24 protein-coding genes and 1 pseudogene are annotated in these 25,294 nt (G+C 66.2%); 8 read left to right on the top strand and 17 right to left on the bottom strand.

Features of this window, described 5'->3' with window-relative positions; all coding sequences use genetic code 11:
- The first annotated feature begins 142 nt into the window (after window positions 1-142).
- Window positions 143-1,054 (top strand): nitrogen assimilation transcriptional regulator NAC, encoded by a 912-nt coding sequence (gene nac, locus OHB12_RS10905; protein WP_327121008.1) that lies wholly within the window; start codon window positions 143-145, stop codon window positions 1,052-1,054.
- Here nac and OHB12_RS10900 read toward each other — a convergent pair.
- The 4 genes from OHB12_RS10900 to OHB12_RS10885 form a co-directional block, all read right to left on the bottom strand.
- Complete coding sequence (locus tag OHB12_RS10900; RefSeq protein WP_327118633.1) at window positions 1,048-2,016, bottom strand: D-isomer specific 2-hydroxyacid dehydrogenase family protein; 969 nt, start codon at window positions 2,014-2,016, stop codon at window positions 1,048-1,050. The two genes, nac and OHB12_RS10900, sit on opposite strands and share 7 nt — an antisense overlap.
- Window positions 2,013-2,786, bottom strand: coding sequence for an SDR family oxidoreductase (locus OHB12_RS10895; RefSeq protein ID WP_327118631.1), 774 nt, complete (start codon window positions 2,784-2,786; stop codon window positions 2,013-2,015). Before OHB12_RS10895 ends, OHB12_RS10900 begins: the two co-directional genes overlap by 4 nt.
- Window positions 2,783-3,304: a gluconokinase gene (locus tag OHB12_RS10890; protein WP_327118629.1), complete on the bottom strand. Its 522-nt coding sequence runs from the start codon at window positions 3,302-3,304 to the stop codon at window positions 2,783-2,785. Before OHB12_RS10890 ends, OHB12_RS10895 begins: the two co-directional genes overlap by 4 nt.
- A 131-nt stretch (window positions 3,305-3,435) precedes the next feature.
- Window positions 3,436-4,560, bottom strand: coding sequence for a CaiB/BaiF CoA transferase family protein (locus tag OHB12_RS10885; protein ID WP_327118627.1), 1,125 nt, complete (start codon window positions 4,558-4,560; stop codon window positions 3,436-3,438).
- A gap of 82 nt (window positions 4,561-4,642) precedes the next feature.
- Here OHB12_RS10885 and OHB12_RS10880 point away from each other — a divergent pair, with 82 nt between their 5' ends.
- A complete protein-coding gene (locus OHB12_RS10880; protein ID WP_327118625.1) occupies window positions 4,643-5,812 on the top strand; it encodes an acyl-CoA dehydrogenase family protein in 1,170 nt (389 codons plus the stop codon).
- 26 nt (window positions 5,813-5,838) lie between these two features.
- Window positions 5,839-6,501, top strand: coding sequence for a GntR family transcriptional regulator (locus OHB12_RS10875; RefSeq protein ID WP_327118623.1), 663 nt, complete (start codon window positions 5,839-5,841; stop codon window positions 6,499-6,501).
- Window positions 6,502-6,730: 229 nt separating this feature from the next.
- Here OHB12_RS10875 and OHB12_RS10870 read toward each other — a convergent pair whose 3' ends face one another.
- From OHB12_RS10870 to OHB12_RS10850, 5 genes are read right to left on the bottom strand one after another with little or no spacing between them, the layout of a single operon-like run.
- The gene (locus tag OHB12_RS10870) at window positions 6,731-7,672 is read right to left on the bottom strand and encodes a fumarylacetoacetate hydrolase family protein (RefSeq protein ID WP_327118622.1); all 942 of its coding nucleotides are present in this window, start codon (window positions 7,670-7,672) and stop codon (window positions 6,731-6,733) included.
- Window positions 7,673-7,689: 17 nt separating this feature from the next.
- Complete coding sequence (locus tag OHB12_RS10865) at window positions 7,690-8,709, bottom strand: phosphotransferase family protein (RefSeq protein WP_327118621.1); 1,020 nt, start codon at window positions 8,707-8,709, stop codon at window positions 7,690-7,692.
- On the bottom strand, window positions 8,706-10,016 hold the full coding sequence (gene eno, locus OHB12_RS10860) for a phosphopyruvate hydratase (RefSeq protein ID WP_327118620.1): 1,311 nt from the start codon (window positions 10,014-10,016) through the stop codon (window positions 8,706-8,708). The genes OHB12_RS10865 and eno overlap by 4 nt, the downstream gene beginning before the upstream one ends.
- Window positions 10,013-11,005: a C-terminal binding protein gene (locus OHB12_RS10855; RefSeq protein ID WP_327118619.1), complete on the bottom strand. Its 993-nt coding sequence runs from the start codon at window positions 11,003-11,005 to the stop codon at window positions 10,013-10,015. The genes eno and OHB12_RS10855 overlap by 4 nt, the downstream gene beginning before the upstream one ends.
- Window positions 11,002-12,117 (bottom strand): fumarylacetoacetate hydrolase family protein, encoded by a 1,116-nt coding sequence (locus OHB12_RS10850; RefSeq protein WP_327118618.1) that lies wholly within the window; start codon window positions 12,115-12,117, stop codon window positions 11,002-11,004. The genes OHB12_RS10855 and OHB12_RS10850 overlap by 4 nt, the downstream gene beginning before the upstream one ends.
- A gap of 138 nt (window positions 12,118-12,255) precedes the next feature.
- On the opposite strand from OHB12_RS10850, the gene OHB12_RS10845 reads away from it, so the two are divergent.
- Entirely contained in the window at window positions 12,256-12,789 is a 534-nt protein-coding gene (locus OHB12_RS10845; protein ID WP_327118617.1) for a cupin domain-containing protein, read from the top strand.
- Window positions 12,790-12,893: 104 nt separating this feature from the next.
- On the opposite strand, the gene OHB12_RS10840 is transcribed toward OHB12_RS10845, so the two are convergent.
- The 5 genes from OHB12_RS10840 to OHB12_RS10820 all read right to left on the bottom strand — a co-directional run bounded on the left by OHB12_RS10840 (window position 12,894) and on the right by OHB12_RS10820 (window position 17,926).
- Complete coding sequence (locus OHB12_RS10840; RefSeq protein ID WP_327118616.1) at window positions 12,894-13,466, bottom strand: NADPH-dependent FMN reductase; 573 nt, start codon at window positions 13,464-13,466, stop codon at window positions 12,894-12,896.
- 91 nt (window positions 13,467-13,557) lie between these two features.
- Window positions 13,558-14,664: an alcohol dehydrogenase catalytic domain-containing protein gene (locus OHB12_RS10835; protein ID WP_327118615.1), complete on the bottom strand. Its 1,107-nt coding sequence runs from the start codon at window positions 14,662-14,664 to the stop codon at window positions 13,558-13,560.
- 80 nt (window positions 14,665-14,744) lie between these two features.
- A complete protein-coding gene (locus OHB12_RS10830; protein WP_327118613.1) occupies window positions 14,745-15,284 on the bottom strand; it encodes a carboxymuconolactone decarboxylase family protein in 540 nt (179 codons plus the stop codon).
- Window positions 15,285-15,310: 26 nt separating this feature from the next.
- On the bottom strand, window positions 15,311-16,312 hold the full coding sequence (locus OHB12_RS10825) for a VOC family protein (protein WP_327118611.1): 1,002 nt from the start codon (window positions 16,310-16,312) through the stop codon (window positions 15,311-15,313).
- Between the two features lie 573 nt (window positions 16,313-16,885).
- On the bottom strand, window positions 16,886-17,926 hold the full coding sequence (locus tag OHB12_RS10820; RefSeq protein ID WP_327118609.1) for a LacI family DNA-binding transcriptional regulator: 1,041 nt from the start codon (window positions 17,924-17,926) through the stop codon (window positions 16,886-16,888).
- Between the two features lie 649 nt (window positions 17,927-18,575).
- On the opposite strand from OHB12_RS10820, the gene OHB12_RS10815 reads away from it, so the two are divergent.
- Window positions 18,576-19,856 carry an MFS transporter gene (locus OHB12_RS10815; RefSeq protein WP_327118607.1) on the top strand — a complete coding sequence of 427 codons (1,281 nt, stop codon included), beginning with the start codon at window positions 18,576-18,578 and terminating at the stop codon, window positions 19,854-19,856.
- Between the two features lie 65 nt (window positions 19,857-19,921).
- On the opposite strand, the gene OHB12_RS10810 is transcribed toward OHB12_RS10815, so the two are convergent.
- Together OHB12_RS10810 and OHB12_RS10805 are read right to left on the bottom strand one after the other, a co-directional pair.
- Window positions 19,922-20,422 (bottom strand): MarR family winged helix-turn-helix transcriptional regulator, encoded by a 501-nt coding sequence (locus OHB12_RS10810; RefSeq protein ID WP_327118605.1) that lies wholly within the window; start codon window positions 20,420-20,422, stop codon window positions 19,922-19,924.
- Window positions 20,423-20,458: 36 nt separating this feature from the next.
- Window positions 20,459-21,910, bottom strand: a complete 1,452-nt coding sequence (locus tag OHB12_RS10805) for an MFS transporter (protein ID WP_327118603.1) — start codon at window positions 21,908-21,910, stop codon at window positions 20,459-20,461.
- Between the two features lie 355 nt (window positions 21,911-22,265).
- On the opposite strand from OHB12_RS10805, the gene OHB12_RS10800 reads away from it, so the two are divergent.
- Complete coding sequence (locus OHB12_RS10800; RefSeq protein WP_327118601.1) at window positions 22,266-23,243, top strand: aldo/keto reductase; 978 nt, start codon at window positions 22,266-22,268, stop codon at window positions 23,241-23,243.
- 147 nt (window positions 23,244-23,390) lie between these two features.
- On the top strand, window positions 23,391-24,263 hold the full coding sequence (locus OHB12_RS10795; RefSeq protein ID WP_327118599.1) for a class II glutamine amidotransferase: 873 nt from the start codon (window positions 23,391-23,393) through the stop codon (window positions 24,261-24,263).
- Here OHB12_RS10795 and OHB12_RS10790 read toward each other — a convergent pair.
- Window positions 24,237-25,142 (bottom strand): FAD-dependent monooxygenase, encoded by a 906-nt coding sequence (locus OHB12_RS10790; protein WP_327118596.1) that lies wholly within the window; start codon window positions 25,140-25,142, stop codon window positions 24,237-24,239. The genes OHB12_RS10795 and OHB12_RS10790 overlap by 27 nt on opposite strands.
- Between OHB12_RS10790 and OHB12_RS10785 the strand changes: the two are divergent.
- Window positions 25,099-25,275, top strand: a pseudogene (locus tag OHB12_RS10785) (helix-turn-helix domain-containing protein); the annotation flags it as partial. The gene OHB12_RS10790 and the pseudogene OHB12_RS10785 sit on opposite strands and share 44 nt — an antisense overlap.
- Window positions 25,276-25,294: the final 19 nt, after the last annotated feature.

Here is a 25,294-nt window from a genome sequence, read left to right as displayed (position 1 = left end):
GTCTGAACAGCGACTATGCGGATGACCGCTGTTGTCGGCGGCGAATTCGGTACGGCGGAGTTTCCGCCTGGCAACAATGCGGAAATCATCGCGTGCGACGACGTCGCTTCGAGGAAGGTGAACCGAAGTGGATACCCGACGCTTGTTCTCGTTCGTTCGTATCGTGGACGCTGGCAGCATCACCCGTGCCGCGGACATTCTGCACATCGCGCAGCCGGCGCTGAGCCAGCAGATGACGGCGCTCGAAGCCCACTTCGGTCAGCAACTGTTGATCCGGCACAAGCAAGGCGTGGAACCTACGGACGCGGGGCGCGCGCTGTACCGTCACGCCCAGATCATTCTGCGTCAGGTGGAGAGTGCGCAGGCGGAGGTGAGTGTCGTCGGCCGCGAGCTGGCGGGCGGTGTCTCGGTCGGGCTTGCCCCGTACAGCACGGTGAACGCGATCGCCCTGCCACTGCTCATCGCGGTGCGTGAGCAGTACCCGAGCATTCTGTTGCACATCAACGAAAATTTCGGTGGCGTGCTCAGCGAGGCGATGATGACCGGCCGGATGGATATGGCCCTGCTCTACGACACCGGTCCGATCAAAGGCGTGACCTTCGAGCGACTCCTTACCGAGGAGCTGATGGTCGTCGCCCCGACGGGTACCGGGCTCCCCGGTGACACGGGGGCCGCGGTCTCGATCGAACAGCTGGCGGGCCTGCCACTACTGCTGCCGGGCCCGATGCACACGATCCGGAAGGTCGTAGAACAGGCCTACGACCACGCCCTCGAACAGGCGCGTGTCGTCGGGGAGGTGGAGTCGGTGACATTGATGGCGCAGGCGGTGCGAAAAGGGCTGGGCGCCACCGTGTTACCGCTGTCGGTGGCGCGGCGCATCATGTCCGTCGACAACCTCGAACTGCGCCGCATCGAACCGGCGATCACGGTTCAGGTATCGCTGGGCACACCGACGAACCAGCCGCTGTCCAAACCGGCCGAGTCCGTACGCGAGCTGCTGCGCACCGTCGTCGCCAACTACATCAGAGCCGGCACAGAGCGCGGAACTCAATAACCACGCTCGATGTCGATGGTCGCGAGCAGCGGCTTCCCCGCGGCGAACCGTTCGACATTGGCCGTCACGTGGTCGGCGAGCACCGCGGTGAGACCTGCTGCAGGATTCGCGACGTGCGGGGTGATGACCGCGTTGGGCAGCGTCCAGAGCGGGTGACCCTCCGGAAGCGGTTCCGGATTGGTCACGTCGAGGGCGGCGCCACCGATCGAGCCGTCAGCCAGCGCGCGCACCAGTGCGTCGGTGTCGATCAGCGAGCCACGGGCCACATTGACGATCCAGGCCGTCGACTTCATCCGAGCGAGGGCGTCCGCGTCGACGAGGTGTGCCGTTGCCGATGTCGCGGGTGCGGCGATCACGAAATGATCTGCTCGCGACCAGATTTCAGCCGTCCGAGTCGCGTCGGCCGTCTCGGCCGCGCCGGGCACGGGGCCGCCGGAGCGGGTCACGGCCAGTACCCGCGCGCCGAACGCGGTGAGCAAGGGAATCATCGCCCGGCCGATACCACCGCAGCCGATGATGGCGACCGTCGAGCCGTGCAGCGTCCCGACCCGAGGGTCGAACTCCGCCTTGCGCCACGATGTCGCGCGCACCTGCCCGGTCAGTGCACGCACCCCGGCGAGCAGGAGCAACACGCCGTGCTCCGCGACATTCCGCGCGTACGCGCCGGCCGCGGACGTCCAGATGCGGCCGTCATCGACAATTCCGGCGGAGATCCACGGTTCGACGCCGGCCGCAGGCAACTGCACCCAGCGCACCGTGGCGGGAAGGTTGTCGGGAAACGTGCCCGGTCCCCGCGCCCATACGACCGCGTCGGCGTCGGCGAGCGGTACGAGGATGCCGCCGCCCTGCTCGATTCCCCGGACAAGGGACGAGTCTCGATGGGGGCCGAGGTGGATTCGAGGGGGACTGGTGTTCGGCACGGTTTGCTTTCGATCTCGGTGGGCTGTGGACGGTGCTGTCATACGACCGCGGTCAAGCCGCCGTCGACGTACAAGATCTGGCCGTTGACGAAGTCCGCCGCCGAGGAGGCGAGGAAGAGCAGCGCACCGACGAGTTCCTCGGGACGCCCCCATCGGCCGGCCGGAGTGCGCCTGGCGAGCCAGGCACTGAACGCGTCGTCGTGCACGAGTGCCTCCGTCAGCTCCGTGTCGAAGTAACCGGGCGCGATCGCGTTGACCTGCAGCCCGAGCGGACCCCAATCCGCGCACATTCCGCGAGTGAGCATCTTCAGACCGCCCTTGCTCGCCGCGTACGGCGCGATACCCGTCCGGCCCAGCTCGCTCTGTACGGAGCAGATGTTGACAATCTTCCCGCGTCCACGGTCGACCATGGCGCGGGCGAACTCGCGTCCTACGCAGAAGGCGCTGAAGAGGTTGGTGTCCAGTACACGTCGGAAGTCGTCATCGGAGAAATCGAGGAGCGGGCTCCGATGCTGGATTCCGGTGTTGTTCACCACAATGTCCACGGGACCGACGTCGGCCTCGACTTGCTTCGCCGCAGCAGCCACCTGCCGGGAATCCGTCGCATCGAACGCGCAGATGTGGACGACGCCACCGGTGCTGTCGGTGATCTCGTCCCGACTGCGCTCGAGTGACGCGGAATCACGGCCGTTGAGCACGACCACCGCCCTCGCCTCGGCGAGCCCGGTTGCCAATGCGTAGCCGATTCCACGGCTCGATCCGGTTACGAGGGCAACCTTGCCCTCGACGTCGAAACTCCGATGGGCACTCATCGCGCCACCTTTCGGTCTGCCGTCAAGAAGTCGACCGCCAACCGTGCGATCTCGCCAGGCGCCGCCCCGACATCCACGACAATTCCGAACTCGTCGCGCTCGAGAGGTTCGAGCAGTGCCAGTTGCGACTCCAGCAGGGCGGGCAGCATGAAGTGGCCGCTTCGGGCGGACATCCGCAGCCGGATCGTGTCGGGCTCGCCGTTGAGGTGCACGAAAGCAACCGGCTCGGAAACGTTGCGGATAACGTCCCGATAGCGTCGACGCAACGCGGAGCACGCCACCACACACCTACCGCTTCGCGACTGTATCCAGTCGCGGACTGCCTCGAGCCACGGTGCCCGGTCCTCGTCGGTCAGCGCGATGCCCGCGGCCATCTTCTCGATGTTCGACCGGGGATGCAGGTCGTCGGTATCCAGGAACTGAGCGGTCGTCATGCCGGCCACCTGCCGCGCGATCGTCGTCTTCCCGGAACCTGTCACACCCATCACCACGATGTGGGGTTGCCGATCGCTACGCATGAATATCCTGTCCGCCGTGTGGAGATTGCAGATCGACCATGCCCGAACCGATCGGACCCGGGCAATGGTCGGGGGGATACCGGTTCCCGAGGTCGTCATAACGAAATACGAGGGATAGCTGCCTGTCGGGCTCATTCACCCTTCGCGTCGGGCAGCGGTGGTGGTGCCGATCGGTAGGTGGCCGGGGTCGCCGACAGGTTGATGGGGTTTCGGCACAAAGAGACGTCGCCGCCGTCCCCGCGGGGGAGTTCGACGATGGGGTCGAGGCCGAGTCCGGTCGCGAGGTCGAAGGCGCCGGCGATGTCGTTGACGGTGCCTGCCGGGACACGTACCCGTGCCAGCGCCGTAGCCCAGCCGGCGGCCGTGCCCGAGGCGAGGCGGCGTTCCAGTTCGGTACGCAGTAGGTCCCGGTGCTGGACACGGGCGGAGTTGGTAGTGAACCTCGGATCGTCCGGGAGGTGTGGTGCGCCGAGCACATCGCACAGCGCGGCGAACTGGCGGTCGTTGCCGACGGCGAGGACCAGGTCGCCGTCGGCGCAGGAAAGCAGCTCATATGGGGCGATGCTGGGATGGCGGTTGCCCATCCGGGTCGGCACCATGCCAGCCGAGGTGTAGGCGCTGGCCTGGTTGACCAAGGCCGCGAGCAGACAGGACAGCAGGTCGATGTCGACCCGCTGGCCCTCGCCGGTAGCTCTCCGGTGGTGGAGTGCGGTCAGGATGCCGGTGGCGGCGAACAGGCCGGCTATGACGTCGACGACGGCGACCCCGACCTTCTGGGGCTCGCCGCCGGTGCCGCCGGTGACGCTCATCAGCCCGCCGAGTGCCTGAATCAGCAGGTCATAGCCGGGGAGCGCGGCTCCGGGGCCGCGGCCGAAGCCGGTGATCGAGCAGTAGACGAGCCCGGGGTTGGCCGACCGGAGCTGGTCGTAGTCGAGCCCGAACTCTGCCATGAGGCCGGGGCGGAAGTTCTCGACGACCACGTCGGCGCCGGCGGCGAGTCGCCGGGCCTCGGCGAGATCGTGCTCGTCGGTCAGGTCCAGGACGATGCTGTCCTTGTTGCGATTGACCGCCTGAAAGTAGGTCGCCTGCCCGCGCTCATCGTAGGGCGGACCCCAGGAGCGGGTGTCATCGCCGGTGCCGGGGCGTTCGACCTTGGTCACCGTGGCACCGAAATCGGCGAGCTGCATCGTTGCGAAGGGCCCGGCCAGGATCCGCGAGAAGTCGAGAACCCGCAGGTTGTGCAGAGCTTCGGACATCAACTACCTCGAATCTTCGATTTTCGAAAATCTAAGATTCATACGGTAGGGTGTGGATCAGCCCAACGTCAAGGAGGCCCCCATGCTCGCTGCAGCAGCCCTGCAAGATTTTCTTTCCATCGACACGATGCTCTCTGACGAGGAACGGGACATCCGTGACACGGTCCGGGCGTTTGTTCGGACCCGGGTTGTGCCCGCGGTCGGAGACTGGTTCGACGAGGGCCGAGTGCCTCGCGAACTGATCAGCGAGTTGGGCAAACTCGGTGTGCTGGGAATGCACCTGGAGGGCTATGGCTGTGCTGGGACGAGCGCGACGGCCTACGGGCTGGCCTGCCTCGAGCTCGAGGCAGGCGACAGCGGGATCCGCAGCATGGTGTCGGTCCAGGGCTCGCTGGCGATGTTCGCGATCCACCGGTGGGGATCGGAGGAGCAGAAGCAGGAGTGGCTGCCGCGAATGGCCGCCGGTGAGGCGGTCGGCTGTTTCGGACTGACCGAACCGGACTCGGGGTCGGATCCGGGATCGATGCGCACCTACGCTCGCCGTGATGGCGAAGACTGGATCCTTCGCGGGCAGAAGATGTGGATCACCAACGGCTCGCTGGCCGATGTCGCCGTGGTCTGGGCGCGCACCGAGGAGGGAATCCGGGGATTTCTGGTGCCCAAGGGCACGAAGGGCTTCACCACCGTGGACATCCACAAGAAGCTGTCGCTGCGCGCGTCGGTCACCTCGGAGCTGGTCTTCGATGAAGTGCGGCTGCCCGCTGCGGCGACGTTGCCCGAAGCGACCTCGTTGCGCGGTCCACTGTCATCACTGAACGAGGCCCGCTACGGCATTGTGTGGGGTGCGGCCGGTGCGGCGCGGGCCTGCCTGGAGGCCGCCGTGGACTACAGCACTACCCGGGTACAGTTCGGCAAGCCGATCGCGTCCTTCCAGATCCAGCAGCAGAAGCTTGCGGCGATGGCGCTGGAGGTCAACCGGGCAGTCCTGCTGGCGCTGCAACTCGGCCGGCTCAAGGACGCGGGGCGGCTGCAACCCGAGCAGGTCAGCATGGGCAAGCTGGGCAACGTCAACGCCGCACTGGAGGTTGCCCGCACCGCCCGGCAGGTGCTCGGCGCGAACGGAATCACGTTGGAGTACCCGGTCATCCGACACATGGCCAATCTCGAGTCGGTGGTTACCTACGAGGGCACCGCCGACGTGCACGCCCTGGTGATCGGGGGCGCGCTGACCGGGATCCAGGCTTTCCGGTAGCCGCGGCTACCGATAGAGTCGCGGCGATGATATTGCGCCAGGACGGTCCGGGAACGACGGCCCAGCATGCCCTCGACGGGCTGCGCCGGGCGATTGTGGCGGGGGAGTTCCGCCCGGGACAGCGAGTCCTGCAGGAGGAGATCGCCGAAAGCCTGGGTGTCAGCGTGGCTCCGGTGCGGGAAGCGCTGCGCGCGCTCGAGCAGGAGGGCCAGGTGGTGTACCGGGCCCGTCGTGGCTACTTCATCACAGAGTTGCGCGCCGGAGACCTCGTGGAGATCTACGCGTTGCGACAGCTGCTGGAGGAGCGGGCAGTGCGCCGGGCACTGCCCACGTTGGACGACGATGCCATGGAGCGGATCGCGCTGGCCGCGCGCGACTGTGCCGAGGCGGCTGGGTGCGGTGACGTCGCGGCCGAGCTGGCGGCGAACCGCCGATTTCATTTCGGGATGCTGGAGTCGCCGGATCAGCCGCACACGATGCGCCTGATCCGGCTGCTCTGGGACTCCACAGAGGCGTACCGGGCGATGTACTACAACTCGCCTGAGGAGCGGGCCACCACTGTGGACGCGCATGAGAAAATTCTCGATGCCGTCCGCCGCCGTGCCGTGGACGAGGTGGTCGCCGAACTCGACGAACACCGGGACCGCGCGTTGCAGGTGCTGACGGCGATCTTGGAAGCTGGTGACTGAATCGCCCGCCGCGCCCTGCCGAGGTGGCCGTAGAAACCCGCGGCCCCGTCTGTATGTTCGATTCGGTGCGGACCTGGGCGCCGACACCGAACCCGAACATGTGGTCCTCGCCGGGAAGTTCCCCGGAGAGGTGAAGCGCCTGGCCGAGACCGCGTAAGACCACGGCGCTTCCGGGCCGGGCAGCAGTCGATGACGCAGGAAGAACCTCAGCGCCGACAAGCGCTGAGACTCACGCAACGGTATCCGCACAATCCTCGATGATCTCTACACGCAGCGACCCCAGCCCGGAGATTTCGCCGACGAGGTGATCGCCGACCTCGGTCCACACGCCGGTCGACAGCCCAACACCAGCCGGAGTGCCGGTGAGCACGACATCTCCCGGTTCAAGCGTGATGTGCTCGCTGATCCGGGCGACTAGTTCCGGTACTGACCAGATCATGTCTTTCGTGTTGGCGTTCTGCCGGAGTTCGCCGTTGAGGTGGAACCGCAGCTGCAGGTTTCCCTCGTCGAGGAACCGTGCGGGCACGATGCCGGGCCCCAGGGGACAGCTGTCGTCGAACGCCTTGCCGCCGAACAGATCGAACTTGGCCAGATGTTTCGGATGGCGCTGCCAGTCGCGCGCCGACAGATCGAGGCCGATGGTGTATCCGGCGACGTAGTCGCGAGCCTCTTCGACCGCGATGCGCCGACCGCGCTTGCCGATTACGAACGCCAGCTCGAGTTCATAGTCGAATTTGCTCGACTGAACGGGATAACGCACGGACCTACCCTGGCCGACGAGGGTTGTGGTGGGCGGTTTGAGGAAGAAGACCGGGATGTTGGCGTCCTTGGTGAAGTCGGTGTGGCCGCCGTCCTGCGTCAGGTGGTCGTAGTAGTTCGCGCCGGTACAGATGACCTTGTTCGGATAGCGCAACGGCGTCAGCCAGTCCTCGAGTCGGCTCGGCGCGTTGACTTCGGCGCAGGTCAGCACACCATCGGTGAGGTCACGGGCAGCCCGCAGCAAAACCGGTTCGGTGTCTGTCCAGTGCGCGAACACCGTCATCAGCCCGGCTGCGGGGTTCGGTGCGAGAACTTCCGGGGCGAGGTCGGCGATCCGGTAATGCCTGCCATCCATGCTGAGTACTGGGGTCGGCGAGTCGTCGACACGGATCGTCGCGAGGGAGAATGTCATCGTGAGTTGTCTCTTCACTAGGAGCCGGTAGGGAGCGAGCCGGCCGATGCCCACCGGTCGAGCAGTTGGTCGACGGTCAGTGCGGGATCGGCGAGCAGCGCCCGGCCGGCGTTCCGGACTTCGCGGCGTTGAACTGCATCGAGATACTCCACCGGGGACGTGCCATCGATGCGGGCCAGCGCGAGCGCCGGCAGCAGGGCCGTCACCCGCGTGCCGAACGCGGTCGGTGATTCCCAGTCGATATGGCGTGCGTGCTCTTCGGCCAGTGCTTGCGCCGCAGCGCGCAGTTCGGCGGCGTGAGCCGGCAGCTTGACCGACTTGATGAGCAGGTGGTTGAGGCAGAAGGCGACGTCGAAGGCCGGGTCCCCGAACCACGCGCACTCCGCGTCCAACAGCACTGGGCCATCGGGACCGAGCAGAATGTTCTTCGGACTGACATCACCGTGCGCGACGGCGAGGTGTGTGCTCGCCGTCGTCCTGGCCAGTTCGGTGAACCGTTCCAGCAGATCCGGGTGCATTTCTGCGGTGACCCGCAGGAACGGCTCGATGCGCAAGGCGTCGAAGTTGTCATCAGTGGCGAATCGGAGCGCGCTCTGCGAATCAGCGGCGCTAGCCGAGTGCAGTCGGCCGACGAGGTCTCCGACCGCTCGCGCGACCGCAACGTCCACGTGCCCGCCGAGCAGTTCTGCCTTCCACACCGGGTAGCGCTCCGGCGGTAGGAATTCCATCGCGAACAAGCCCGCCTCGGCGTCGTGGGCGATGACCTGCGGCACGTGACCCGGGCACACCGGGGCGGCGAACTGTAGCCAGTCGTACTCGACCTGGTTTCGCGAGACGGGGGCGAGCCACTCGTGCGCGACCTCGAGCTGTGCCAGAGCTCCTTTGACACACACTGTCCTGGTCGGCAGGTCCACTTTCCATAGATCCGACGAAACTCCGCCGGTCAGCGGGGTCAGCTCCGCATACTCCTCGGCGCGCAGTAATCCCTGCCTGCGCAGGAACTCGCGCACTCCCGCGCGAGGGTCTGGTGCGGTCACGGGGTCAACTCGGCGGCGGGAAACGAACCGGGCAAGGGGAGCGGGCTGAATCGCAAGTCGCTATCCTCCGCGATGCGAATCAGCTGGTTGTACTTGGCCAGTCGTTCCGACGAACGTACCGACCCGACCTTGATCTGCCCCGCGGCGGTGCCGACCGCGAGATCAGCGAGGAAGTCGTCCTCGGTCTCACCGGAGCGCGCCGACACCACGGAGACGTAGTCGGCGGCGTCGGCCGCGGAAACAACCTCGAGCGTGCCGGTGAGCGTCCCATTCTGGTTGACCTTCACGAGGACACCTGTCGCGCACCCCTTCGCGATCCCTTGGGACAGGCGATACGGGTTCGTCGTGAACAGGTCGTCGCCGATGAGCCGCACCCGATCTCCGAGCCGCGCGGTCAGCGTGTGCCATCCGTCCCAGTCTTCCTCGTCCAGCGCGTCCTCGATGGACACGATCGGGAAGTCGTCGACCCAGGACGAAATGATATCGATCATCTCCGCCGCACCGACCCGACGCCCTTCCCTGCGCAAGTGGTAGTCCCCGGTCGTGCCGTCGTACAGGGACGCGGCCGCGACATCGATCGCGATGGCGACATCCACACCCGGTTCGAGTTCGGCGCGTTCGATCGAGGCCATGAGCAATTCGAGTGCATCCCGTCCGGTGCGGCAGCCGGGGCTCAGGCCGCCTTCATCGGCGAGCAGCGTCGGCAGGCCGCGTTCGGCACACACCACCGTCGCCGCGTCGCGGACCCGCGCGGTGAGCCGGATCGCCTCCAGCATCGAGGTCGCCGCGATCGGCACGGCAAGAAAGTCCTGGACGTCCATCCCGCGTCCGGCATGCAATCCGCCGGACAGGATGTTCACCATCGGCATGGGCAGTGCCGGCTCGGCGACACCGGCGAGTTCGGCGATCCGGCGGTAGAGCGGCTGCCCGGACACCTTCGCCGATGCTCGGCAGATCGCCAGTGAGGTGCCGAGTACGGCGTTGGCGCCGAGCCGGGACAGCCCGGGCGTGCCGTCGACTTCGCGCAGCAGGGAGTCGCAACCCCGCTGGTCCATCACGTCGTGCCCGCGCAGCGCGGCGGCGATCTCTCCGTTGACATGTTCCACCGCGGACAGCACGCCTAGGCCGTTGAAGAACGCTTCGTCACCATCACGAAGCTCATGCGCTTCGTGCGTGCCGGTGGACGCACCGGACGGCACCGAGGCGCGGGCGACATCGCCGTCTCGGAGGACCACCTCGACCTCGACCGTGGGTCGTCCACGGGAGTCGAGGACCTGTCGGCCGCGCACGCTGCTGATCGCGCTCATAAAGACACTCCATGCCGGATTGTTGAAGGTTGATTACAGGAATAACGCGGTGTTTCGCCGCGCAACACCCGGACGACTTCCTCCGCTGCGCTGCGGCGGAGTTCGACGACCGAGGCGTCCGAGGAGAACGCGATGTGCGGGGTGATCACCACGCCGGGGTGCTCCAGCAGTTCAGCGGGCACCGAAGGTTCCTCTTCGAGCACGTCCAGGCCGGCGCCGCCGAGGTGGCCGGCCCGCAGTGCGGCAACGAGGGCTTCGGTGTCGACCAAGCCGCCGCGGCTGACGTTGACCAGCAGCGCCCCGGGCCGCATGAGTGCCAGTTCGCGGGCACCGATGAGGTGGCGCGTCACGCCGGTCAGCGGCGCGTGCAACACCACGACGTCGCTGTCGGCGAGGAGTTCGTCGAACTCGACGACCGGCACGGCGCCCGTATCCGTGGCAGAAGGATCGCTGACCACGACGCGGGCGCCCAGCGCGCGAAGCTTCGCCGCGCTCGCTCTGCCGATTCGCCCGAACCCGACCACACCGCAGGTCAGAGAAGACAGCCGACGCGGCCGGGCACCGGCCGGGTCCCAGCGCCCGGCCCGCACCGCACGGTCGGCGACGACCAGCCCTCGCGTCCAGGCCAGCACCAGCCCGACCGCATGATCGGACACCTCCTCGACGCAATAGTCGGGAACGTTGGTCACCAGCACACCGTGGTCGGTCGCGGCGGCTACCGCGATGTTGTCGAGACCGACGCCCATGCGGGCGACGACCCGAAGCGCCGGGGCGTCGGCGATGGCGGCAGCCGACACCGGCGCCCAGCACGTGAGTATCGCCGCCGGCCGATGCTGTGCTACAAGCGCTTCGATCGCAGCGGCGGGCGCCGGTTCCGGCGGTCCGCTGACGAGCCGGAAACCGGCGGATTCGATTACCGCGCGTTCTACGCTGTCGTCGGGCCACGCTCGATCGGTGAGCAGCACCGTGCTGCTCTGGTCCTCGGTCATCGCATGTGTACTTTCTCTGTCGCTTGTTGTGGGGTGACTCGCGCCTGCGGGAGTTCCTCCTCGACACACAGCAGGCGTTGCTCGCCGAGCCCGGACACCTGCGCGCTCACCACGTCGCCGACCCGGACGAACCGTCCATGGTGGACGCCGAACCCAGCGGGTGAACCGGTGCACAGGACGTTGCCCGGCCGCAGGCCTGTGTGCTGGGACAGGTATGCGATTTGGTGCTCGATATCGAACAGCATGTCCTCGGCGGTGTCGTCTTGCATCACGATGCCGTTGACGGACAACCGGAGGCGTAGCTGGGCAGTATCGGGCACCTGCCATGCGGGCACGAACCACGGCCCGAGCGGCAGGGAACCCGGCATGCCCTTGGACTGGATCCAGTCGCTGCCGAGGGCGGGCAGATCTTCGCGCACCACCAGGGAACGGACGGTCAGGTCGTTCGCAACGCAGTAGCCGGCGATGACGCTCGCCGCGTTCCCCGGGGAGATCCTGCGGGCGGGCGCGCCGAAAACAACCGCGATCTCGACCTCCCAGTCGAGGGTCTCGACGCCGGGTGCGATCGACAGGTTGCCGATGGGACTGCCGACCCGCTCGGAACTGGTCAGGCATACATAGGGCTCGCCTGTCCGGCGCCGGCGGTGCAGTGCTTCGAGTGCGGACGCCCGTCGCGCGGGAGCCCTCGGCCCGTCGGCGCCGTCATCGGCGTACGTGGCGGCTTCCACGACCTGGCGAACGTAGTTGCCGATTGTGCAGAACGTTTGCCGAGGCTGAATCGGTGCCTGCACGAGCAATGAGCCGATGTCGTCGCCACGGGCGAGGACGAGTTCCCTGGTCTCGGTGAGAGTAGTCAGGTCGCGCAGGTCGGATTCGTGATCCGGCCAGCACTCGAGAAGTTCGGTGAGTGATCCGACTCGACCGAGTGGCCACTTGTCGGCCCACTCGCGCAGCGGCAGTGCACGTCCATCCGCGACCAGCCATGGCAGCGACTCGCCATCGCCGCGACTCGCCTGTGCCAGCACGATGCCCGCCGGTGCCGCATCGCCATCCGAGTCGAATCCGCCGCGACTTGCCAACTCCGCGGTGTTCGCCTTCCACTGCACTGCCATGTGCTAACGATAGCACTCAATGCGCTCGCATCCCTAGCCATTTTTCTCTCTCTTCTTTAAAAATGAACGAAAGCTGCGTCGATGCCGAATGGAGTGGGCTAGAATGTTGTGCTATCGATGGCACAAAGGAGTGAAACAGTGAGAGTGCGGCGTGTAGTGGCCGGAAACGATGCGCGGGGGAAGTCGGTCCTTCTGTCGGACGGCGCCGTCCCGAACAGCCACGACTTCGAGTCCATGCCCGGTCAGGCGCAAGCCCGCGTCTGGTTCACCGCAGGGCCACCGGTGACGACACCTCCCGGGAGCGAGCCGACGAGCAACACAGGTCCGGTCGTTCCCGGCTTCGGGGGAGCGAGCTTCGTGATCGTGCAGTACGCGCCCGATTCGGTGGTCACCGACCCGCGCTTCGACGCCGAGCGTGCCGGCGAAGTCGCCACCTACGCACCGGACATCGCAGAGGCCTCGGATCCCGCCGAGCCGGGCATGCACCGCACGCCGAGCGTCGACTACGGCGTGGTGCTCGACGGCGAGATCTGGCTCGAACTGGACGACGGCACGCAGACCCGGCTCACCCGCGGCGACACGATCGTCCAGATCGGCGGTCGGCACGCGTGGCGAAATAAGACCGACCGGCCCGCGGCAGTCGCTTTCGTCATCACCGGGACCGGCGGCTGACCCACGGCGGAAAGCGCTCTCTACCAATGGAGAGAGCGCTTTCCGGAAGCCCGAAGTGGCCTGCTGGCCACGTGATCAGGCAACGAGGGTTTCCGAACCGACCACTAAACGACCGGCGAGCGCAGTCGCGCGAGCGCGAGAGTGGTGCGGGAGAGTTCGTCGAGGAGCACCGTGCACGCCGCGGCGGCAGGCTCTCCCGGGTCGAACACACCGTCCACGAGGTACTGCGCGAAGTTCGACAGTGCGACCTGATCGGTCAGCGGCAGCATCCGAAGGGCGGTCAGGACGGGCTTGAGCAACTGGACGGCCCGCATACCGGCGGAGATTCCTCCATAACTGACGAAGCCGACCGGCTTGAACGCCCACTCGTCGTGTAGATAGTCGAGCGCGTTCTTCAGCGAGGCGGGGAAGCCGTGGTTGTACTCCGGCATCACGAATACCAGGGCGTCGCACGATTCGACGGTCCTGCTCCACGAGCGCGTGTGTTCGTGGACGTAGTTCCGCGCCCGGGGATGATGGGGTTCGTCCATCATGGGCAGGGCGAGTTCGGCGAGGTCGGTGACCTCGACCGTGAAACGCCCGTCCAGGCGGCACCGTTGCGCGAACCAGTCCCCGATGGGCTTGCCTGCGCGTCCCGGCCGCGTGCTCGCGATGACGACTTGCAGAGTTGCTGGCATGACAAAACCTTCGTGTTCGACATTGCGGCAAATCCCGTGGCGGGGAAGGCCATACCCGAGTTCGGCACGGCCTCCGTGCGACACGGCTTGTTCAGGGGATGACGACGTAGTTGCTGAAACCACCGCGGCGGTCCTTCAAGCCGGAGATTGCGCGGTTGACCGCTGTCAGCGGGAACCGCTCGTGTTCGAGGTAGGAGAGGTCGAGTGTGCCGGTCTCGACCATGTGCGCCAGTTCCTGGCCCTGCGCGGTGCTGAACCAGTTCGATCCGATGAGCTGCACCTGCTCGTCCATCAGCCACTTCATGTCCACCGGTACCCGGTCGGCCACCCCGCCGACGTTGACCACTTTCCCGCCGCGGCGGACGCCGTGAATCGAATCCAGCATCGTTTCCACCGAGGCCCTGGCGCCGAGCGCGCTGATCACGAAGTCGGCGCCTTCGCCGTCGGTCAGTGCTTTGGCCCATTCGCCCGAGGGTTTGTCGCCGAGTGCGAGAATCTCGATCCGGTCCGGCGCCAAAGACTTGACCCGGTGCAGCAGTTCCGCGTCTCGCCCGGTGCCGAGCACTCGCGCTACCCCGAGGGCTAGCGCGAGCACTGTCGCCGCGACGCCGAGAGTTCCGGTGACGCCGTCGATGAGACCCACCATGCCGGGTCCTGCGTCGGCCATGCGAAGGGCGCCGTAGGACGTTCCGATGTAGCCGAGCCGGCCCGCCTGCTCGAAGGAGATGTTGTCCGGCAACTTCACCAGCGATTGCTGGGGTGCGGTCATGTATTCGGCGAAACCGCCGTAGGGGTAGAGGTCGAAGATCTTCTGACCATCGGGTGAGGTGCTGAAGTAGCCGTTGAGGGTGAAGTAACGGCACCGGCTGAGCTGACCGCCCCGGCAGGAGTAGCAGCTACCACACGAGCGCAGCGGGTTGACGTACACCCGGTCGCCGGGTCTGGTCCTGATCACCGCCTCGCCGACTTCCTCGACGACCCCTGCTGCATCCAGACCGAAGATCGCGGGGAATTTGGCCAGCGGCTGCTGGGGAAACCAGGTGGGCCAGTTGCTGATCACATTGGCCATATTCGGCACGATCCCGCAGGCCTGCACCCGCACGAGAACGTCTGTTGGTCGGGGTTTCGGCACTTCGATCTCATCGATCGACATCGGCTCGCCGATCGCATGCAGCCGGGCCGCGCGCATCAACGCCATTGGTGGTGCTCCTTCATTTCCGATTCTGGGAGGGCGGGCCGGTCGGCCCGGTAAAGATCGCGTCGAAGCGGACGGTGGTCCTACCCCTGGTAGCTGTCTTCGAGGTCGATGTCGAGCATTCCCATGATGCGGACGCCGGAGTTGTACCAGGCGACGGTCAGCACGAGCTCGACCATCTGCTTGTCGCTCAGGTGCGCCGAGGCTTCGGCCCAACACTTGTCGGTGACGTCGACTGCCACGGTGGACTCTGTGGCGAGCCGCATTACCGCACATTCGGCCTCATCGAAGAGGTCGGAGTTCTCGAAGTCGGCGACGGCGGCCAACTGCTCCGGCGTGACACCGGCCTTCTGGGCGTGGGATTGGTGATGCGCGATCTCGTACCGCGACCGGGTGGCATGGCCGACCGTCAGGATCGCGAGTTCGCGAAGTTTCGGGCTCAGTTCCGAGCCGTCCCTGAGCGCGTTGGCGTAGGACAGGAACGCGTCGAGCAGTACCGGTGCGTTCGCCAGGGCAGCAAAGATGTTGGCGGTCGGCACCTTTCGTTCCGTCTCGAGGCGATCCCAGAGCTCTTCGGTGTCTGCGGTGGCGCCCGTGCGGGAGAGGTAGGGGACTCTTGCCATGGTGGTTCTCCTGGATCTGCGCTGGGTCAGTTCGCGCGTTGCTCGAGCAGGAATCGTTCGAGCGTCATCGGGTTCTGCGGGGTTTCGGGCGCCTTCTGCGCGACGTCGTCGAACGCCGACGCCTCGAAATACCACTTCTCGAGTGCAGGGAGACCCCATCGGGCGTTGGTGCTCAGCGAGGCGGCGTCCCAGCGCACCGGTTCGGTCTCGATGTCGATGGTCTGGTAATGACTGTTGAACACCTCGACCCGATGCCCGTCAGGGTCGCGGAGGTATACGAAGAGCATTCCGCCCGGTCCATGCCGTCCGGGCCCGCGTTCCACCGAGTCGCCGTAGCCGAGGTTGCCTGCGAAGTCGCACGCGGTAAAAATGTCGCGGCTTTCGGAGACGGTGTAGGCGAAGTGATGCATCCGGGGGCCCTCGCCTGTGACGATGGCCAGATCGAGGCAGGTGCCCTTCCGGTACATGAACGCACCGAGAAGGGTCTCGCCGTGGGTGAGGTATTCCGAGTTCCGGAACCCGAGTGCGCTGTAGAAGGCGCACAGCTGGTAGGTGTCCGGCGCAAGGATCTGGTAGTGGTCGAGTCGCTGGGCGTGTGCGCCCGTGAACGCCTCGAACTGGATGTGCATCCGCGGCCGGGTCTCCATGGTCGCGCAAAGCTCCAGCGGTGTCCCGATGGGATCGCTCACGTGCAGGGTTCGGCCCTGATGCGGCGCATCGACCCATTCGGCCGAAAGGTCGCGCTCGCGGAAGTAATCGTAGGCGGCGTCGAGATCTTCGTCGAAGAACACCCGGAATCCGATCCTCCGGCACGTGCCGCGATCTTGTGCCTGCTCGAGTACGAGGCTGTGGTGACACGCCTCCTGTAAACCGCGCAGGTAACAGACAGAATTATCTTCTTCGGTGACTACGAGGCCGAGAACGTTCACGTAGAAGTTCCGGCTCTCGGCGAGATCGGCGACGGTCAACCGGATATGACTCGACCGGCTGATGTTGAACGGTGGCCGGAGGTTAACGGGAGGCAACATCGGGCGTCGTACTCCAATCGGTGTTTCAGGTGCTTGGCTCGTGGTCCTGGGGCGGGGCGGAGTATCCGCGGAAGTGCCTGCCCCGTTTGGCGTCTCCGTCTCGGCTGAGGTCGTCCGGCGGCGCTCAGGCATCCGCTCGACCGGGTGCGGCGCGGATCCTCGAGGCGGCTCAGCTCGGCCATGCCGGGGGATCGGCCGAACAAGAGTCGGTGGTGCTATCGATTGCACGCGACCGTTCGGTCGGTTGATGGTTTTGATAGGCATCTTTGCCTCCGATTGCCGAGTCCCTGCCGGGGCGGTGTTGCGCTGTTGCCCGCTCGCCCAAAGGGAACGTGCGCGGTCATCGCAACCGATCTGGGATAGAGTCCCGAATGATGATGAGACTATAACTATGAATCTATAACGTCAAGCGAGCAAACGGCTGCGGCCGGAACTTTGTAGTCGTCGTCCATGCCCTTGGAGGTTTTTTGCTCAGCGCTCATGCGGTGGGCACGTCTGAGGGGCATGCTCGGTGGTGACAGGCCCGGCCCCGGAGTCCTGGAGTAGCTCAACCGGGGTTTTGGAGTGGGCTTTTCAGCTGCCCTTCCGGCGCGGTTGGCGGCTCACGTTCGCAGGAGGAGCGGTACTGCCCCGCACGATCAGCACCCCTGGGGACACCGAGGTGTAGGCGGTGTCATCGTCCGGTGCGGTGCTCAACCTGCGCATGAGCCACAATCCACAGCCTGCCGCCACAGCTTGGATCGGCAGCTTTATCGTGGTGAGTCCCGGTCCCCACCAGGAGAATCCGGGCTCGTCACCGAAGCCGACGACCGACAGATCCCTGGGCACCGCGACGTCCATCAGGTGAAGCTCTTCCAGTGCGCCAAGTGTGAGTTGGATCGATCCGAGCGCGATCGCGGTCGGTGCGGACGGCCCCGCCAATAGCTGGCGCACCGCCTGCCGGCCGTGCTCGATCGAGGATGGCGGCCCCAGTTCGAAACGGCCGGCTCGGCTGGGCAGGTTGCCCTCGGAGAGCGCGCTGCGAAAGCCTTTCAGGCGTTGTGCACCGGTCGGCAGCTCGGCTGGGCCGCCGACGTAGCCGATCCGGGTGTGTCCCTGTTCGACGAGGTGAGCGCCGGCTTGCCGCAGGGCCTCGAAGTCGTCCACGCCGAACCACTGCGCCCCGAGCGCCGTATGTTTGCGCAGTAGCTGCACGTGGGGGATGGCTTGGAGCAGTTTGACCGATTCGCCGTGCGGACGCGCGGTCGGCACGATGATGATGCCTGCCACGCGGCTCGCGGACAGCTCACGCAGGTGGCGTAGCTCCATCATCCGGTCGTCATCGGTTTCCGACAGGATGAGCTGGAAGCCCTGCGCCGCCATGTCCTTGGACAGCTCGTGGGCGATGGTGGAGTAGAAACTGTTCCGGATGTCGGGAATCACCAGCCCGACCACGTTGCTGGCGGCACCGCGCATCATCCGCGCGGCCCGGTTGGCCACGTATCCCATCTCTGCGGCCGCCTGGCGGACCCGAAACTTGGTCTGCTCGCTGATGCGATGGTCGTCGGCCAGTGCCCGTCCCACCGTCGACACGGAGAGCTGCAAGCGTTCGGCGATATCCCTGGTGGTGATCACTGGCTGCCCGATCCTCCGAAGTTTTGTACGGAAGATCTTATGCTAGCGATCGCACGCCACGCGGCTGTGTGAGGTGTGGCCAGTGAACTGCCCGACCGGCTTTCGTGCCAGATTGTGCCATAGGCGGAAACCCTCGACTCGGAAACATCGCATCGGAATGCGACTTGTGAAGGGGGGCAAGGGAAAGTCTCGGCGCCCAGCGCGCCGATTTCCACGGCTGTGCGACTCGTTGCTTTGGCTGGGACGCGCTGAAACCCCACGTGGCTGTTGCGCGTCCTGAATGGGCACCTCCCGGTTTCGGTGATGATGACTGTGCAGCGAATGCTAACGATAGCATCGTCGTTCATCAGGTCAAGGGCTTCTTGACGCGTGAATCGGTGGCCACGTGCGTCCGGGCGGGGTCGTTTCTGCCGGGCGCCGAAATAATTTCGTCGTCAGGTCTTGACGTGACGCGCGCAACAGTTGATGCTGGCTGCCATCCACGACTGTGCGGCGGACCGTTGACTGCAACGCGGGCCAGTCGTTCTTCCCAGCGAACCACCCCCATCCGGTTACGGCCGGGTTGCCGTGTGCCGTTCTTCGGTCGTTCTCGCTCAATCCACCAGATCTGCCGCGGTCCACCGCGGCCCTTTTCGACAGGGAGACATCCATGATCAACGCGGCGCCCGCTGGCGTGGGCAAGGTGCCTACTCGTGACAAGGCGGAACTCCGCCGTCCCCTCGTGCCCAAACTCGTAGTCGCGACCGGGTTCCTGGTGATGGCGATGTCGTTCATGGTCAACGCCATGGACCGGCAGGTGTTCGCCCCGCTGCTGCCGACCATTCGCGCGGAGTACGGGTTCACGCTGCCGGAAGGCGGGCTGCTCGCCACCGGCTTCACTCTGGGCATGGCATTGGCCGGACTACCGGCCGGATACCTGGTGGACCGCTTTTCTCGCAAGACGGTCCTGGTGGTCAGCATCGTGATCTACTCCCTCGGCACGCTGGCCACCCCGCTGGCATCGGGTTGGGTCGATATGTCGGCTTACCGGATCTTCTCGGGCTTCGGCGAGGGTATGCAGGCCGCGGCTCTGTTCGCGGCGGTCGGCGCGTATTTCGATCACCGGCGCGGTCTCGCCCTTGGCGGCATCGGCGTCGCCTTCGGGTTCGGGGTCTTCCTCGGCCCGCTCATCGGCGTCCGCCTCGCGACCAGTTATGACACCTGGCGGGCGCCCTTTGTCGTCTTCGGTCTGTGTGGGCTCACCGTCGCGCTGATCGCCGCGTTCTCGGTCAGCCGACGGATGACCGAGCGGGCGGTCGAAACGACGGTCAGCACCGCGACCTTCGATTACATGCCCGCGTCTCCGTACAACCGCAACTCCATCGCGCTGGCGATCAGCTCGGCAGTCGGTGGTGTGGTTCTCTATGGATTCCTCGGTCTCTATCCGACGTTCTTGGTCAACCAGCTGCACTTCACCACCGGCCAGTCCGCGCTTGCCCTGAGCTTCGTCGGCGTCGGCGGGGCCGCAGGCCTGCTGGGTGGCTGGCTCGGCGATCGGGTAGATCAGCGCAACCTGCTGATCGGCAGCCACCTGGTGCTCTCGGTGCTCGGCATTCTCATCTACCAGGTGCAGGGCACGCTCGTCTGGCAGTGCGTGTTCGCCTTCCTGATGGGTGTCTTCGGGACCGGTTTCGTGTTCCCCAACAGCAACAGCGCGATGCAGCGGGCAGTGCGGCCGCACCAGGTCGGACGTGGTGCCGGGCTGTTCATCACCAGCTACTACGTGACCGCCGCGTTCTCCGGCTTGCTTTTCGCCGCTTCAGTGGCCGGTTTCGGCTGGCGTCTTGCGGGGTTGTGGCAGGTCACGGCACTGCCGCTGGTTGCCGTCCTCGCATTGGCTTTCGTACGAACCGCCCAGTTCAACAACGCGGTCGGGCAGGCCTCGCACTGACCGCACTGGTCTGTTATCGGACGACCCTCGCCGACCATGTCGGGCGAGGGTCGTCCTGTTCCTGATCAGGAAGCCTGCTCACCTCGTCGGAGCCCGACGAGCCCGGCTTCGACCTTGCGTAGCAGCGCCACGGCCGGCTCGAGGTCCGTGGCATCCCCGGCCGCCGCGGAGACAAGCTCGGCCCACTCCGTGCGCACCAATGCATAGTTGCTCGTCCCGCGGGCAGTTGGATAGATCTTCACCTCGCGGCCATCCTCCGCGCTGCTGCGCCGCTCGATGACCCCTTTGTCCTCCAAGCCACGGAGCACCGTGCTGAGGTTGCTGCGCTGCAACCCGGACGCGTGCGCGATCCGGCTCGGTATCGTGCCCGGGTGGCGATGCAAATAGCGCATCACGATCCCTTCGGACGGCGAGAGTGACACCGCCTCCTTGCTGGAGTAGCCACGGAACTGGATCTCGCGGGAGATGATGAGCACGAGGTCGGCGAAGTCGGCCCACAGATCGTCGGAGGCATTCGAGGCGCGCCGCCGGCCATTACCGGCTTGATCATCTCCCACAACTCTCATCGTACTACTTGATAACTCATAGTTATTTCTCGATAGCTAGCCTGTCGTGAAGCGGGGAAGTGTGCGGCTGCTGATCGCGAGTAGCACCACGATCGCCAGCTGGACGCCGACCGCGGCGGCGAACGCGTGCGCGGTCCCGCTCGGGGCAAGGGCGAGGTACAGGCTGCCTAACGTGGCGACGCCCAGTGCGAGGCCGCTCTGCTGCAGCGTGATGAGCGCGCCACCACCGATGCCGCCCATGTGCGGGGGAACGTCGGCGAGCACGACTCGGAAGAGGCCGGTGAACAGCAGCGACTGTCCAGCGCCGATCAGGGCCATGGGTCCGGCGAGGTCGAGCAGTGACACGCTTGGCCACCCGGTGACGATGACGGCGATGAGCGTCGCCAGGCCGACGGCCTGCACGCCGCCGCCGACGGCCAGCGCGCCGCGCCCGAACCGGCCGATAAGACGTGGGCTGACGACGGAGCCGAGCAAGAACAGCACAGCCATGGGCAGGATGGCCACGCCACCGGTCAGGGCGTCGGCGTGCAAGCCGTCCTGGACGGTCAGGGCGAAGACGAACATGAAGGCGCCGAAGCCGATGCTGAACGGCAGGATCATTGCCAGGCCGCGCCACATCGACGGCAGGCGCAGCAGCGACGGCGGAAGCAGGGGTACTTCGCCGCGTCGCTCAGCCCGCTGCTCGACGAGGTAGGTCGCGACGCCGAGCGCGGCAGCGGCGGCGAGCATGGTCCAGGTCCAGGTCGGCCAGCCGAGCGTGTGACCCTCGGTCAACGGCACGAGCAGCGCGGTCAGGGTCGCCGCGAAGAGCACGGTGCCGGGCAGGTCGAGGCCGGCCGGGTGCTCGGAACGAGTGGCCGGCACGACGTGGCGGGCAACGAAGAACACTATGAGACCGATGGGCACGTTGATCAGGAAGACCGGCCGCCATGAGGTACCGGCGATGTCGGCGTGGACCAGCAGGCCACCGGCCAGTTGGCCGACGACCGCGGCGATTCCGGACGTCGCGCCGTAGAGGGCCAGAGCGCGTGCTTTTCGCTCGCCATCGAGGGTCGCGTGAGCGGTCGCGAGGACCTGGGGCACGAGCAAGGCGGCCGCGGCGCCCTGTAGCAGCCGCGCGCCGATCAGCAAGCCGATCGTCGGCGCGAGCCCACAGGCCAGGGATGTGGTGACGAACCCGATAAGACCGATGAGGAATATGCGGTGCCGTCCATACCGGTCGCCGAGTCGCCCGCTGAGCACGAGCAGCGCGGCGTAGGCGGTTCCATAGCAGGCGACGACCAGCTCCAGCGCAGGTGCGGACGCATGCAACGACTGGTCGATGGTATGCAGCGCGACGTTGACGATGAAGAAGTCCGCGATGGGTAGAAACGCGCCTGCCAGCAGTGTGAACAGGCCGACTGGATGCAAGCCGCCCGCTTGCGCCGCGGAGCGCGGTGTCCAGCGGCCGATGGGAGCTGCCTGGGATTGGTCCAACAATGTGTTCATCAGCCTCAACCGTCCTAGATAGTTATAATCCAATAATTATTGTCTCATAACTGACTGGCCGGATAGGGGGTGTGATCAATCCCATTGCCGGGCCTTTGGTCGGTTGGGCACGCATGGTCTCGTGGATCTCCGGGCGTCTCTCCATAGCGTCACGTCACGACGCTCGCTGCGGGAGTGGGAGGTTCTGCCAGTACCTGGCACAACAGGGTCTCCCACCCCAGATCGTTCCGCGGTTTCCTGGACGAGAAGGCCGAACCAGGCCGCTCGAAGCTCGATCCGATCACCCTTGAAGGAGCGCTGTGATCACTCGATCCGGTACGGCGCCGCCCACATCCACGACAAGGAGAAATAAGCGATGAAGCACATTCAACTGAGGGATCTCGACGTCGCGCGCATCGGCCTGGGTGCGATGGGGATGTCGTTCGCCTACACCGGAGCGGGCACCGACGACGCCGAATCGATCCGCACCATCCACCGCGCCCTCGACCTGGGCGTCACCCTGATCGACACTGCCGAGATCTACGGGCCCTTCAGCAACGAGGAACTCGTCGGCCGAGCCATCAAAGGCCGCCGCGACGAGGTCGTGCTCGCCACCAAGTTCGGCATGGTCTCACACGCCGCTGGCGGTCCCGGCACGCTCGACAGCAGCCCGGACAACATTCGCACCGCGGTCGAAGGCTCTTTGCGGCGGCTGGGCACCGACCATATCGACCTGTATTACCAGCACCGTGTCGACCCCGAAACCCCTATCGAAGACACTGTGGACACTCTGGCCGACCTGGTCACAGAGGGCAAGATCCGCCACATCGGTCTGTCCGAGGCCGGTGTGAACACGATCCGCCGCGCCCACTCCGTGCACCCGATCACCGCCCTGCAGTCGGAATATTCCCTGTGGACCCGGGACCCCGAACCCGAGGTGTTGCCGCTGTTGCGCGAGCTGCGCATCGGCTTCGTGCCCTACTCACCGCTCGGCCACGGCTTTCTCACCGGCATGATCCGCTCGACCGAACAGTTCGACCCCACCGACTTCCGCGCCACCAACCCACGGTTCACCGGCGAGAACTTCCAGCAGAACCTGCGCATCGCCGACCAAGTCGCAGCCGTCGCCGCCGACGTGGACGCCACACCCGCGCAGGTCGCGCTGGCCTGGCTGCTGGCCCAAGGCGACGATATCGCCCCGATCCCCGGCACCAAACGAGTCGCCCGCGTCGAGGAGAACACCGCCGCCGACCGCATCGAGCTGACCGGCGAACAGATCGACAAGCTCAACAACCTCACACCACCTGCGGGCGACCACCACAACGAGCAACAGATGCAGATGATCGACCGCTGATGGTCGAGGCTGCCGTCTGCGCGACAATGCGGGCGGCGCCGCACCGAAGTGGATCTGCACATGCGAGCGTGGGGGACCGGGCGAGCGAGTCGCCTTCGCCCATAGAGGTAGTGCAGCAGAGCCGCCGCAGAGCGTACGGTAGGCACTATGTGCCGCCTGTTCGGCTTGCACGCGGGGCGCGCCGTCGTGACGGCGACGTTTTGGCTGCTGGACGTGCCCGACAACCTGTCCGTCCAAAGCACGCGGAATCCCGACGGCACAGGCCTGGGTGTGTTCAACGGTGACGGCAAGCCGGTGGTGAGCAAGCAGCCGATCGCGGCGTGGAAAGACACCGCATTCGCCTGCGAAGCCCATGAATTGACGGGGACGACGTTCATCGCCCACGTTCGGTACGCGTCCACCGGGGCGCTCGATGTTCGCAACACACACCCGTTCCTGCAGGACGACCGGATCTTCGCGCACAACGGTGTAGTCAGCGGGTTGGACGTGCTCGACGCACGGCTCGCGGAGCTACGCGCCGCCGATCTCGTGCTGGGGCAGACCGACAGCGAGCGGGTATTCGCGTTGGTCACCTCGTCGATCAGGGCAACCGGGGGCGATGTCGAGGCGGGCCTGCTGGACGCGATGAACTGGCTGGCGTCGAACGTGCCGATCTATGCCGTCAACCTGTTGCTGAGCACCGCGACGGATATGTGGGCGCTGCGGTATCCCGAGCCCCACAGGCTGTATGTGCTCGATCGGCGCAACCCGGTCGAGTCGGCGGGCTTCGATCTGCAGACGTGGCGCATCCACGCGCGGTCGGAGCATCTCGATAGGCAACCGTCCATCGTGTTTGCGAGTGAGCCGATGGATGATGATCCGGCGTGGCGACTTCTCGTTCCGGGCACGCTGGTGCACGTCGATGCCGACCTGATGCTTACTGAGCGTGTGGTGTTGCCCGAGCCGCCACGACACCAGCTCACGCGCGCCGACCTCAGCCCGACCGCTGCGGCGTCACAGCACCCGGCGTCGGCGCGGTAGTCGCGATGCGGTATGCCCGCGGCCGATCCCGGCGGCGGCCGATACCAGGTGGGCCGCGGTATTGCGCAGCGCGATGCCGGGCCGGGTACCCGGTAGCAGCGGCCCGGGCGAAACGAAATCCCTGCTGTTTCGAGTCCACCATCGGCCGGTGGCGGGTCTCATACCGGCCGAAGGCCGTCGCGACGTCGGTCGGGACTGGCTCAACTCTTCGGCGAGCCGGTAGGCACCCGCGATGGCCAGAGTGGTTCCGTCCCCGAACAGCGACACCGCTGCCGCCGCGTCCCCGACCAGCCCGATGCGCCCGGTGGACCACCGCGGCAGGCGGACCCGGCTGATCGAGTCGAAATGCAGATCGTCGGCGGCGTGTACCTGGTCGAGTAGTTGGGGCAGCCGCCACGAGCCGTCGGCGAACGCCTCGTCAACGAGCCGCTTGTGCTGGTCGAGATCGCGGTGGTGGTAGCCCGGCACTGCGTCACGCCGGAAGATGAACGCCGCCAACGCATGGCCCTTGGTCGGGTGCACCGCCCGGCCCGGGGTGTTGTAGATGACCACCTCGGAGTCGTCGCCGAACGGCGCGTCGATCGGCAGTGTCGCCACGTACATGCCTGCGTGGCGGAGGAATTCGACTTCTGGCCCGAAGACCAGCCGCCGCACCGTCGAGTGCAACCCGTCGGCGCCGATCACCACGTCGAACCGTGCGGGCCGCGCCTGGGCGAACGTCACGTCCACGCCCGCCTCGTCCTGGGCCAGGGCGGTAATCGTGTCGCCCCACAGGAATTCCACCTGCTCGCGTCCCGCGTCCAGTGGAAGAATTCGTCCAGTTACTGCGGAGGGGATGTCAATGGCGGCTGAGACCCTCAGGGCCGACGCTCGTGGCAACCGCGATCAGATCGTCGCGGCAGCCCTGGTTCTGTTCCGGGACAAGGGCATCGACGTATCGATGAAGGAGGTCGCCGACCACGCCGGCGTGGGCGTCGGCACGCTGTACCGCCGCTTCCCCGACCGCGACGCGTTGATCTCCGCTGCCGCGC

This window comes from Nocardia sp. NBC_01730 (assembly GCF_035920445.1).
Classification (GTDB): domain Bacteria; phylum Actinomycetota; class Actinomycetes; order Mycobacteriales; family Mycobacteriaceae; genus Nocardia.
The sequence above is the reverse complement of the archived record's forward strand: the minus strand, read 5'-3'. Positions and strand labels throughout refer to the sequence as shown.

Bases quoted from the DNA above. Each gene is read 5' to 3' on its own strand.
- OHB12_RS10825 (WP_327118611.1), bottom strand. From the start codon at position 16,312: ATGTTGCCTCCCGTTAACCTCCGGCCACCGTTCAACATCAGCCGGTCG.
- OHB12_RS10875 (WP_327118623.1), top strand. From the start codon at position 5,839: ATGATATTGCGCCAGGACGGTCCGGGAACGACGGCCCAGCATGCCCTC.
- OHB12_RS10810 (WP_327118605.1), bottom strand. From the start codon at position 20,422: ATGAGAGTTGTGGGAGATGATCAAGCCGGTAATGGCCGGCGGCGCGCC.
- OHB12_RS10895 (WP_327118631.1), bottom strand. From the start codon at position 2,786: ATGAGTGCCCATCGGAGTTTCGACGTCGAGGGCAAGGTTGCCCTCGTA.
- OHB12_RS10850 (WP_327118618.1), bottom strand. From the start codon at position 12,117: ATGGCAGTGCAGTGGAAGGCGAACACCGCGGAGTTGGCAAGTCGCGGC.
- OHB12_RS10815 (WP_327118607.1), top strand. From the start codon at position 18,576: ATGATCAACGCGGCGCCCGCTGGCGTGGGCAAGGTGCCTACTCGTGAC.
- OHB12_RS10840 (WP_327118616.1), bottom strand. From the start codon at position 13,466: ATGCCAGCAACTCTGCAAGTCGTCATCGCGAGCACGCGGCCGGGACGC.
- OHB12_RS10800 (WP_327118601.1), top strand. From the start codon at position 22,266: ATGAAGCACATTCAACTGAGGGATCTCGACGTCGCGCGCATCGGCCTG.
- OHB12_RS10855 (WP_327118619.1), bottom strand. From the start codon at position 11,005: ATGACCGAGGACCAGAGCAGCACGGTGCTGCTCACCGATCGAGCGTGG.
- OHB12_RS10900 (WP_327118633.1), bottom strand. From the start codon at position 2,016: ATGACAGCACCGTCCACAGCCCACCGAGATCGAAAGCAAACCGTGCCG.
- OHB12_RS10795 (WP_327118599.1), top strand. From the start codon at position 23,391: ATGTGCCGCCTGTTCGGCTTGCACGCGGGGCGCGCCGTCGTGACGGCG.
- OHB12_RS10870 (WP_327118622.1), bottom strand. From the start codon at position 7,672: ATGACATTCTCCCTCGCGACGATCCGTGTCGACGACTCGCCGACCCCA.
- OHB12_RS10885 (WP_327118627.1), bottom strand. From the start codon at position 4,560: ATGTCCGAAGCTCTGCACAACCTGCGGGTTCTCGACTTCTCGCGGATC.
- OHB12_RS10830 (WP_327118613.1), bottom strand. From the start codon at position 15,284: ATGGCAAGAGTCCCCTACCTCTCCCGCACGGGCGCCACCGCAGACACC.
- OHB12_RS10835 (WP_327118615.1), bottom strand. From the start codon at position 14,664: ATGGCGTTGATGCGCGCGGCCCGGCTGCATGCGATCGGCGAGCCGATG.
- OHB12_RS10805 (WP_327118603.1), bottom strand. From the start codon at position 21,910: ATGAACACATTGTTGGACCAATCCCAGGCAGCTCCCATCGGCCGCTGG.
- OHB12_RS10880 (WP_327118625.1), top strand. From the start codon at position 4,643: ATGCTCGCTGCAGCAGCCCTGCAAGATTTTCTTTCCATCGACACGATG.
- eno (WP_327118620.1), bottom strand. From the start codon at position 10,016: ATGAGCGCGATCAGCAGCGTGCGCGGCCGACAGGTCCTCGACTCCCGT.
- OHB12_RS10890 (WP_327118629.1), bottom strand. From the start codon at position 3,304: ATGCGTAGCGATCGGCAACCCCACATCGTGGTGATGGGTGTGACAGGT.